Origin of the sequence: Caballeronia sp., from assembly GCF_049581465.1 — a bacterium.
Lineage (GTDB): Bacteria > Pseudomonadota > Gammaproteobacteria > Burkholderiales > Burkholderiaceae > Caballeronia.
In genome coordinates this window covers 1-10144 of the sequence record NZ_JBAUSA010000240.1, presented here as the reverse complement: position 1 = coordinate 10144, position 10144 = coordinate 1, and the positions used below count along the sequence as shown (strand labels likewise).

Here is a 10144-nt window from a genome sequence, read left to right as displayed (position 1 = left end):
AGGACTCAGGAAATCATTCTGAGGATCGACCACGACCAAAGCTGCGCGTGATACGTCCAGCTTGAAATCGCTTGGAGGGAGCGCCGGGTTGACCGGATCCGCGTAAGGGTGGGGGTTGACTTGTCCTGCGTGGCTTTCGTGGCTCATGATGTCCTCTGCGTTGCGATTACTGCGGAAGGACCGTTCCCGTTTAAAGGGCTCGGCATCTATTGAATACATGACCGGTCGTCTATTAAAAACAGCAAAAAAATTAGCTGATTAACCGAGGCAATACCATCGTCTCGAACCGCTCCAGCGCATTGCCATTTTGCTCAACCTTGCCGCGCATGATCGCGCCTTCGTAGGCCTCGATCAAGATTTCTGCAAGTTGATCAGGATCGGTCTTGCCGTCCAGTTCGCTGCGCTCCTGAGCCTCACGCAGGCACGCAGCGAGCGCCTTTTCCCATCTGCCGAGCACGTCAGCCAGCTTGACGCGCGTTTCCTCGCTGCCACTAGCCAGTTCGAGCGACAGGTTGCCGATCAGGCAGCCCAGCGTGAAGTCATGTTCGCGGTGATCCTGCGATAACCCCCTGAAAAACCGTTCGATCCGCACCAATGGCTTGACGCGCGCGTCGTAGAGAATCGGTCCGTGGCGCCGTTCAATCGACTGCCAATAGTCTTCGATAATCTCAGCCGCGAAGGATTCCTTGCTATCGAAATAATTGTAGAACGACCCCTTGGGCACGCCTGCCGCAGCCGTAATGTCCTGAACCCCAGCGCCGTTGAAGCCGCTCTCATGGACGACTGCGCGTCCGACCGATAACAGGCGGGAACGCACTTCAGGATTAGCGGGTCTGGGCATTGCGGTTATCTTGAACAAAGTAATGATGTAGCAAGATAACCGGTCATCTATTAACTGTCAAGCATGTTTTCAGTCTACCCGCCGCTCTCGCCTTGGACGAGCCAGTGGATCAAGTGGGCAAATGGACTCTCCGCTCATCCTGGTGAAGCTCGCGCGACTCCGCCCTCGTGCTGATCGACCGACCTGACGCGCCGCTGCCTAACGGCCCGCATACGCCACGCGCCACAGCGTGCCATTGCCGTCTTCGGACACGAGCAGCGCCCCATCGCGGGCAACCGCCACGCCGACGGGTCTGCCCCAGACGCTACGCTCGTTCACTACGAATCCGGTGAGAAAATCGATGTACTCGCCGGTCGGAATGCCGTGATCGACACGCACGCGCACCACCTTATACCCCGTGCGAGAACTTCGGTTCCACGATCCGTGCAACGCCACGAAGGCGTCTCCCCGATACTCGGCGGGAAACAGCGCTACGCCCGTGGTCGCTGTATAGAAGCACATCTCCAGCGGGGCCGAGTGCGACTGCAGCATTACGTCGGGGCTAATTGTCAGCCCGGCAAGATCGGGGCGCTCGCCAGGGTGGCGAGGGTCTTCGTGGCCGCCCATGTAATACCAGGGCCAACCGTAGAATCCGCCTGCTTTCACGCGGGTCACGTAATCCGGCACCAGATTATCGCCAAGGCCGTCGCGCTCGTTCGTCGAACTCCATAACTCACCCGTGGTCGGCTCCACCGCGATTCCTACGCCGTTGCGAATGCCCGTCGCAAACGTGTGGAGCGGTTCATGACCTTCGGGGTCCGTTACGAGAATGTCGGCGCGATGGGTCTCTGCATCCCATGCGGCACCCTGTCCGTGTTCGGCTTCCCAACGAGAGATGTCCGCGGGACTCTTCCGGCTCAAGCCTTCGGCGACGTTCGACCCGGAACCGACGGAAATGAACATGTGCTTGCCATCCAACGAAAAAGCTATATCGCGCGTGCTATGCCCGCCCCGGCTTTCCGTCAGACGTGGCACGACGACCTGCGCCGCGCCGCTCGCCTTAAGGTCCCCACTGCGATACGGGAAACGAATCACCGAGTTGTTATTCGCCACGTAGATCCATTGCGGATGGTTACCCGGCGGATAAAACGCGATGCCGAAGGGCCGGTCCAGGTCATCGGCAAAAACCTGATTATTGGACGGCGTATCCGCTCCGTCAGCGGCACGTAATACCCGTACGCGATTCGCGGCCGTCTCCGCGACAAAAATATCTCCGTTCGGTGCGACACGCACTATGCGGGGATTCGACAGGCCCGTCGCGAACAACCGGACCCTGAATCCCGGCGGAGCCGACAATGACGCTTCTGCGGGCTGCTTCACGACTTGCGGACCGTTTCCGGCCGAAACGCTGCTGTAAGGCGCGGGTAAATCCGCCAGCGTGAGGTGATGCTCGACACCGGGAGCGGCATGTCGCCAATTGCCAGGGTCATTTTCAGGCGTTGGTGCGGACGCGAGGCCGGCGATCGGGGAAACACCGGCCGGCAGCTTCAACGTGGAAAGGTAGGCGATTAAATTGAGGCGATCGTTGGAATCGGTGACATTAACCGGCATGGTCGTGCCCGGCACATTCGTCGTCGGATTCACGAGGTAGCGATCCAGGGTCGTTGAATTCCAGGTGATGTCTGAGACGCTCAAGGCATTTGTAAAGCTGAAGTTTGGGAGAGAGCCGGCGCGCCGGCCAAAAACACCCACGAGGCTAGGGCCTTGCCGCATGATCGCCACGTTCCCAGGTCCGAGGGCGTCGGCATGACACATGGCGCAGTTTTTCTGAAAGAAGACTTTTCCCTGCGCGGCGTCACCCGTAGGCGGGACCTGAGCTGCGGCCTCTCCTCCTGCGCCAAAGCTGACGAAGAGCACACTCAGCACACTCACGATGAGCGCGGGCGCAAATGACTGCATGGATGGCATCGCTTACCCCGTTGTGTTCGACCAACGATATCGAATCGATGGCAACATGACCCACCGTCGGTGGATTGAGTGGCCGATACGATTCTAGGGTGAAATGCGCTTCAGGTAAAAGTCACTACCCGTGTTGGACGATCTGGAGCACGGTATGCCCGCCCCGTGCGTGAACGTCGATCGCCACGTCTTTGCCTTTCCAGTAACACGGCACTGCAGGCATCATTTAGCTGAACGTAAGCCCGCTGAAATCAAGCGATACCAGCAGTGGCTCCAGTACCTTCTGCATTGCCTCGTCATAAGCGTAAATCCGACGCGTGGTCGGCATCATGATGCCCTGGAACTCCTGATAGTCGGTTGTGTAGTTCGCGCCGGTCGCGCCGCCTAGAATGTCGACCGTATAATCGTGACGCCGCATTAATCCATCGGGTCCGAAGTGCGTAACCTGGGTTTCGGTGTGGCTCGCAATATAGTCGGGGAAAGTGACTTTCAGCCGACGCCAAACTTCACCATTCTCATGCCAAGGTTCGATCTCCTCAGTTTCGAAGCCGGGATACGTGTAGAGAAACGGTGACGTCAGATAGGTCCACAGGGCCTCGCTGGCAAAATAGGCAACATGAAACTTATCCCATGGCGACTCAATCGTCTGACCGGCAAAGGCCTCTTCCGGATCATCGCGACTTTCTACAACCTCACCATCCAGCGTCTCCAGGGTAAGGCGTTCGGGCACGAACACACTGCGCAGATTCGCTGCGATGAACGGCGTGATCGTCAAATGCTCTGCGTGCGTCTGGATCTCGAAGATCTTGTCGGTCAATAGCCCGGGTTGCTGCTTCAAGTGCCAGATGGCGCCATCAACCGACAATGTCGTTTTAAGGCGAGTGAAGCTGTTCCAGCGCTCCAGACCACCATGTGCCTTGATGGCAAGAGCCAAGAGATCATTCATAAACACTCCATAATAAATCGCGATTTGGTGTAAGTCCCGTGATGGTCGGCCTATTGCATAGGGTTGCCTTGTTCCTGTCACGCGCGACCCGACTGCCGCCAGATCGAGGTCGTCTTGCACGACGAAGCCAGCTTACACTCCTGGCCGCCGATAGGGAGTGTCATCCTGGAAGACCTCTAGACGCACTTTCCCTTCAAGATTTTCATCTAGCTCTTTCGAGAACAGTTGAACCATACTGAGCGGGCGGTGCAATAGACGTATCGTGTCGATCAAACCCGCATTATTGCGAGTGACGATGGTCGTTCCTCCGACCGCCTGGCCGTCGAAAGCCGTGCCCTCCCATTCCAGCCACATCTTGTTGGCCGACCATCCCTCGTCCGTGAAGCCAAATGTCTCGACCATCGCTCGCGTCGCGATTAAAAAACTCCTGACTTCGTCCACTCCGCGCATTGGGTGATGAGCGATGGATGCGTCGAGCACCACATCATCGGCAAACGCTTTGGCGAACTCTTCCGGCAAACTCGCTTTCTGAACGATATCGAGCCACTGCTTTCCAGGCTGCAGGGGTTCCACGGTTCCAGGAATCGCCAGCTCGGCAGCACCGCCAGGCAAAGCAGCCTGCGCGGTCGCAAGGATGTTCAGCGCTTCACGCAGCAACTTGATCTTTCCATTCTCGGCGACCAGTCGCCCGAAGAAATGTTGATGCATCGGCCGCCCCGTTGCCGCCGCCGTCACATCGATTTCATATTCGGCGAATGCTTGCGTCGGGGTCTCGATAAGCATCCGAACGTTGGAACGCGGAAACTCGAAGTCAGGAAACAGGCCTAGCACCACCTCAAAGAATCCCTGAATGGCGACGTGACCCTCGTACCGCGGCTCAATGCCGAGTGAAGCAAGATAGGGCAGTTCAACCACGCCATCATCCGCGAACAACGAAGTCGCCTTTTTAGTGTCTCTGAATGAACTCAGAAACTCAAAAAACAGGTCCTTGGCATCTTTCATGGGTCACCCTTGAAGTTAAATTCGATGGCGAGATCCGCCGCGATGAACGAAGCGTAATCGTTGAGCGGTGAGCAATAAATAGCCCTTGCGCTATTACTTTGTTTCAATGGTGGAATAATGCTTGGGCGACCACGTGGGTCTTGAAAGGGGATGCTGTGGACAAATTTCTGGCAATGAAGGCGTTTGTACGGGTAGTGGAGACCGGGACGTTCACCAAGGCATCCGAAACGCTGGACATCCCAAAGCCTACCGTTACGCGGCTGATCCAGACGCTCGAAACGGAACTCGATACCAAGCTGCTTAACCGAACAACACGCAAAGTGAGCGTGACCACCGACGGCGCGGCGTATTACGAGCGGGCCGTGCGCTTGCTCAATGAGCTCGAAGAGCTTGAAGGGGTCATGTCCAGGGCTAAAAGCAATCCCAAGGGACGCTTACGCGTCGATTTCCCCGTGCCGGTAGGGTTGGGGATCATCATCCCGGCACTGCCCGATTTTGTGTCGCGATATCCCGACATCCAGCTCGACTTCGGCGTGAGCGATCGGCCCGTCGACCTGATCGCGGACAACGTAGATTGCGTGGTACGTACCGGCAAGGTCACCGATCAATCATTAGTTGCCCGACGGCTTGGAGATGTCCGGCAGGTCCTGTGCGCGACCCCTGCATATTGGAAGCGGTACGGACGGCCCACTCATCCGGCGCAACTGGAAGACGGGCACATTGTCATTCAAATGATAGCCGCGCGAACGGGGCGGCCTTTCCCTCTAGTAGTAAGCCGCGCCGGCGAACGAGTTGAAATATCGGGCAATCGTACCCTCACCGCAAACGATGCGACAGCTTGTCTGGCAATGGGATTAACCGGCCTCGGTGTCGTTCATGTGCTGACATTCCTGGCGGCGATGCACATCGAAAGTGGCGCTTTGGAACCCGCTTTTTCCGACTGGTGGGCAGACGCCATTCCCGTCTACGTGGTTTATCCCCCTAACCGGCATCTCAGCGCCAAGGTCCGGGTATTCGTCGACTGGCTGGCCGCCTTGTTCGCGCAAAACGAGACCGCAGTTCAGGGCGTGATGCGCAAATAGGGATCAGTCTCGATTGTTTCACAGGTGAAATAAAGCTGGAGTGATTGAGCTATTTATTGTTTAAATCATTAACGTTATCTTGACCTCACTGAATCATCCCCGACTTCAACGAGGCCTCGACCGACATGATTTCCTCAGATTCATCTTCTCCATCCGGTTCCTCGGCGCCACTTTACTGGATGGGATTAGGCGCTTTTGCAATCGGTACCGAAGGCTTCATGATTGCGGGAATTTTGCCCGCCGTTGCACGGGACCTCTCGACCACCCTTGCGACCGCGGGACAGTTGGTCACCATCTTTGCACTCGCGTATGCGGTTAGCTCGCCCGTCTTGACCGCTCTCACGAGTCCTTTAAATCGACGCACGCTGCTAATCGCCTCCATGGCGGCATTTGCGGCTGCCAACGTCATTGCGGCGGCGTCCCACACGTATTGGATGCTGGTCGGCGCACGCGTGCTTCTGGCGCTCGCCGCGGGCTTGTATATGCCCGGCGCCTTTGCACTGGCAAGTGCTTTGGTCGCACCGGAACGCCGAGGCCGTGCGCTTGCGATTGTCAACGCGGGCATTACGGTCGCCATTGCACTGGGGGTACCGCTCGGCGCTGTAATTGGCAATGCGTTTGGTTGGCAAGCGACCTTTGCGTGTGTCGCGGTACTCGCCACTATCGCCACTGTTGGCCTTGCCATGGGCCTGACCGGCGAAATGGGAGCGGGCATGCCGGTAGCGAGCCTTAAGGAACGTTTTGCCGTCATTGCGCAACCTGCCGTTCTCAAGGCACTGCTGATGACGACACTGTGGTCGTCAGGCACCTACGCCGTCTATACCTACCTCGCCGCTTTGCTCACGGCGTCGACCAGCCTTCAACCGATGCACTTCGGAATCGCATTCTTTCTCTGGGGAGCCGCTGCTGCCGGTGGCGTATTCGTCGGCGGAACCGGCACCGACCGCTTTGGTTCAGTGCGCGTCATCTTCGTCGGCTTGCCGATCTTGACGGTCGCACTGGTCGGCCTTTCACTGATCGCAAGGTATGTCGGCTTGAACCAGGCGATCGTCCCTTTATTAGTCTCCATCGTAGTGTGGGGCGTTGCGGCATGGGCTGTGCACCCCGCGCAACAAGCCCGTCTGATTCAAGTCGCAGGCACTAAGGTCGCGCCCGTTGCGCTTTCGCTCAATGCCTCGTTTTTGTATCTGGGTTTTGCTGCGGGTGCCGCACTCGGCGCCTTCACCCTAAGCCACGGCACTGCTGCCGACCTGGGATGGGTGGGCGGTCTGTGCGAAATCGGTGCCCTCGCTCTTATGTTGAGACCAAACAGATCAAGCGTCCCCATTCCACTGACCCTTTAACGAGAAACCATCATGTCAATCGATAACCTGTTCGTCCCCCTCCAGCTCGGCAAGATGACATTGCCGAACCGTATCGTCATGCCGCCATTGACGCGCATGAGAGCACCGCTTGGCGTGCCGACCGCCTTAAGCGCCGAGTATTACGCCCAGCGTGCGTCTGCCGGCCTGATCATCACGGAAGCTACCTCCATCACCGCTGACGCCAACGGTTATCCGGACATGCCCGGCATCTACACCGACGAGCAGATTGCAGGGTGGAAAGAAGTAACCTGTGCGGTCCATAAAAAGGGCGGCCGGATCGTGATGCAAATCGTGCATAGCGGCCGGACATCGCACTCGTTGTACACCGCTGATCGCTCGTTGCCTGTCGCGCCGTCCGCCATCGCTCCAGCTTCAGGCCAGGCATTTACGCCGGAGTTCTCGCTGGTCGAGTTCGAAACACCGCGTGCGCTTGGGACGGACGAACTCGCCGGTATCGTGGAGTCTTTCCGGCAGGCTGCCGTGAACGCAATTGCGGCCGGGTTTGACGGCGTGGAACTGCACAGCGCCAACGGTTATCTGCTTGACCAGTTCCTGCAAGACGGTAGCAATCACCGCGAAGACGAATACGGCGGATCGATTGGCGCTCGAGCAAGGCTGTTGATCGAGACGGTCGATGCAGTCTCTAAAGCCATAGGCCCGGATCGCGTCGGTGTCAGAATCTCCCCGCACGGCAACTTCAACGACATGCATGACAGCGACCCAATCGCCCTTTTCAGCTATTTGATCGGCCGGCTGAACACGTTCGGCCTGGCCTACCTTAGCTTGATCGAACCGCGTTCATCTTCGATCGGCCTGGCAGAAGACATCAGCATAGATAGCGCCAACAATGCCCAGTTGTTCCGTCGCATGTTTAACGGCCCGGTTCTCTCGGCTGGCGGATATACGGCAGAAACGGCGGGCGAAGCGATCCTGGCCGGGCATGCGGACGCGATCGGTTTCGGCCGCGCGTTTATAGCCAACCCTGATCTCGTCAGCCGATTGATGTCCGAAGCGGCGTTAAACAAGCACAACCGATCGACGTTCTATGGTGGAGACGGGTTTGGATACACCGACTATCCGGTGCTCGAACAGCAAGCGTGACCACTGACTGTCCATCGCTGTACTCGATGATACGCAACGCCCGCGTACAGTGACGCGGGCGATGAGGGCTACATGCTGCCGTTCTCGACGACACGACCTTCTGCACGCCAGCGGAGCATGCCGCCAGCGAGGTTGGCGACGGCCTCGAACCCTGCCTGCCGCAGTATCACCGTGGCTTGCGCCGACCGTCCGCCGGCCCGGCAGACCGTCACGACCGGGCGTTCCTGTGTAAGCTCGCCGGCGCGCCGGGCCAGGTCGCCAAGTGAAATGAGTCGGGCTTCGGGAACGCGGCCGAGCGGCCCCTCGAACTCGGCAGGCTCGCGTACGTCGACGATCTGGACCGAATGGCGATTTTCCTCAAGCCATTGCGAATTGATTTCCCAGATTCCCGCAAAGGTGTACGTCAGCGGCGCCCAGTCGGGCTCGGCAGCCTGCGTGGGGTCGTTCGCCGCGACCCCGCATTTCAGGTTCGCAGGCACCGCTACGTCAATCTGCCTTGGATGCGGCAGACTCAGGTTCGACATGTATCCGGCGAAATCGTCCTCGCAGAGTTCGCCGCCAAGGCGCGGATTGAAGCGCCGCTCCTCGCCCACACTCGTGACGGTCAGGCCGCGATAATCGTGCGCAGGGTAAAGCAGGCAGGACTCGGGGAGCGTGAAAATCCGCTCGTGGACCGCCCGGAACATGGAGCGCGGGTCACCGTGCTGGAAATCCGTACGGCCAGTGCCCCTGATCAACAGGCAATCGCCAGTGAACGCCATGGTCTCGTCGTCGAGCACGAGGCTGATGCATCCATTCGTATGACCCGGTGTCGCGCGCACCACCAGATGCCGCGCGCCGAATTCGCACCGATCCCCATCACTCAGATAGCGGTCCGCGCCTTCGGCGCCGCTCGCCGCCGATATCGCAATCTGGCTGCCCGTGCGCCGCTTAAGCATCCAGGCGCCGGTCACGTGATCGGCGTGAACGTGGGTATCGATTGTATAAACCAGGCGCAATCGAAGCTCGTCGATCAGTGCGGTATCGCGGCGTACTTGTTCAAATACCGGATCGATAAGAACAGCCGCTCCCGTTGCGCGATCGGCAAGAAGATAGGTGTACGTGGACGATTGCTGATCGAACAATTGTCGGAAGATCAACACGATTGGCTCCCTCGCCTGGCGCTCTCGTTTTCGCTTGAGGTTGACGGCAGGACCGCTGCCGCCAACCCAGCCTGCATACTACCGAATTCGCCGCTGGGATGACCAAGGACCGGGCTCCGATCGATCCCCGCCCGGCGCTCGCCACGCAGCACAGAGCGCTTTACCTCGGTTGTGTCACGTACCGAAGGTACGGCCTCACAGTTTTGAAACCCTGCGGATATTTCCGCATCGCGTCATCGTTTGAAACCGACGTCGGAATAATCACATCTTCACCCGGCTTCCAGTTCACAGGCGTCGCTACCATATGCTTCGCGCTTAGTTGCAGGGAATCGAGCAGACGCAGCACCTCGTCGAAATTGCGGCCTGCCGTCATCGGATACATGAGCAACGCCTTAACCTTCTTGTCGGGCCCGATGATGAACACTGAGCGAACCGTTGCGTTGTCCGCGGCGGTGCGCGGGCCGCCGCTGGCGTTTGGGTGAATCATGTCGTAGAGCTTCGCGACGTTCAGATCCGCGTCGCCAATCATCGGATAGTTGACCGCGTGTCCCTGCGTCTCGGCGATATCCTTCGCCCATTTCTGATGGTCGCTGACCGGATCCACGCTGAGTCCGATAACCTTAGTGTTGCGTTTGTCGAATTCCGGCTTTAGCCCGGCCATGTATCCTAGCTCGGTCGTGCAAACTGGGGTGAAATCCTTCGGATGCGAGAACAGGATCGCCCATTGG

9 protein-coding genes and 1 pseudogene are annotated in these 10144 nt (G+C 58.4%); 3 read left to right on the top strand and 7 right to left on the bottom strand.

From position 1 onward, the window contains the following. The 5 genes and pseudogenes from WCA53_RS06005 to WCA53_RS05985 all read right to left on the bottom strand — a co-directional run. Positions 1-147, bottom strand: a pseudogene (locus WCA53_RS06005) (cysteine hydrolase); the annotation flags it as partial. A gap of 103 nt (positions 148-250) precedes the next feature. Further along, positions 251-841 carry a TetR family transcriptional regulator C-terminal domain-containing protein gene (locus WCA53_RS06000; RefSeq protein WP_423906878.1) on the bottom strand — a complete coding sequence of 197 codons (591 nt, stop codon included), beginning with the start codon at positions 839-841 and terminating at the stop codon, positions 251-253. Between the two features lie 198 nt (positions 842-1039). After that, positions 1040-2779 carry a PQQ-dependent sugar dehydrogenase gene (locus WCA53_RS05995; protein ID WP_423906876.1) on the bottom strand — a complete coding sequence of 580 codons (1740 nt, stop codon included), beginning with the start codon at positions 2777-2779 and terminating at the stop codon, positions 1040-1042. A gap of 226 nt (positions 2780-3005) precedes the next feature. Then, complete coding sequence (locus tag WCA53_RS05990) at positions 3006-3725, bottom strand: hypothetical protein (RefSeq protein ID WP_423906874.1); 720 nt, start codon at positions 3723-3725, stop codon at positions 3006-3008. Positions 3726-3857: 132 nt separating this feature from the next. Beyond that, positions 3858-4727, bottom strand: coding sequence for a nuclear transport factor 2 family protein (locus tag WCA53_RS05985; RefSeq protein WP_423906871.1), 870 nt, complete (start codon positions 4725-4727; stop codon positions 3858-3860). Positions 4728-4882: 155 nt separating this feature from the next. Here WCA53_RS05985 and WCA53_RS05980 point away from each other — a divergent pair, with 155 nt between their 5' ends. The 3 genes from WCA53_RS05980 (at position 4883) to WCA53_RS05970 (ending at position 8274) form a co-directional block, all read left to right on the top strand. Continuing rightward, the gene (locus WCA53_RS05980) at positions 4883-5809 is read left to right on the top strand and encodes a LysR substrate-binding domain-containing protein (protein ID WP_423906868.1); all 927 of its coding nucleotides are present in this window, start codon (positions 4883-4885) and stop codon (positions 5807-5809) included. A 125-nt stretch (positions 5810-5934) separates the two neighbouring features. Beyond that, positions 5935-7152, top strand: coding sequence for an MFS transporter (locus WCA53_RS05975; protein ID WP_423906866.1), 1218 nt, complete (start codon positions 5935-5937; stop codon positions 7150-7152). 12 nt (positions 7153-7164) lie between these two features. Next, complete coding sequence (locus tag WCA53_RS05970; protein WP_423906864.1) at positions 7165-8274, top strand: alkene reductase; 1110 nt, start codon at positions 7165-7167, stop codon at positions 8272-8274. A gap of 68 nt (positions 8275-8342) precedes the next feature. On the opposite strand, the gene WCA53_RS05965 is transcribed toward WCA53_RS05970, so the two are convergent. Next, positions 8343-9413 carry an MBL fold metallo-hydrolase gene (locus tag WCA53_RS05965; protein ID WP_423906880.1) on the bottom strand — a complete coding sequence of 357 codons (1071 nt, stop codon included), beginning with the start codon at positions 9411-9413 and terminating at the stop codon, positions 8343-8345. A gap of 163 nt (positions 9414-9576) precedes the next feature. Then, positions 9577-10144, bottom strand: a 568-nt coding sequence (locus WCA53_RS05960; protein WP_423906862.1) for a peroxiredoxin, incomplete at its 5' end; no start/stop codon positions are given.

Excerpts from the sequence above, each read along its gene's own strand:
- WCA53_RS05975 (WP_423906866.1), top strand. The coding sequence starts at position 5,935 with ATGATTTCCTCAGATTCATCTTCTCCATCCGGTTCCTCGGCGCCACTT.
- WCA53_RS05995 (WP_423906876.1), bottom strand. The coding sequence starts at position 2,779 with ATGCAGTCATTTGCGCCCGCGCTCATCGTGAGTGTGCTGAGTGTGCTC.
- WCA53_RS05990 (WP_423906874.1), bottom strand. The coding sequence starts at position 3,725 with ATGAATGATCTCTTGGCTCTTGCCATCAAGGCACATGGTGGTCTGGAG.
- WCA53_RS05970 (WP_423906864.1), top strand. The coding sequence starts at position 7,165 with ATGTCAATCGATAACCTGTTCGTCCCCCTCCAGCTCGGCAAGATGACA.
- WCA53_RS06000 (WP_423906878.1), bottom strand. The coding sequence starts at position 841 with ATGCCCAGACCCGCTAATCCTGAAGTGCGTTCCCGCCTGTTATCGGTC.
- WCA53_RS05985 (WP_423906871.1), bottom strand. The coding sequence starts at position 4,727 with ATGAAAGATGCCAAGGACCTGTTTTTTGAGTTTCTGAGTTCATTCAGA.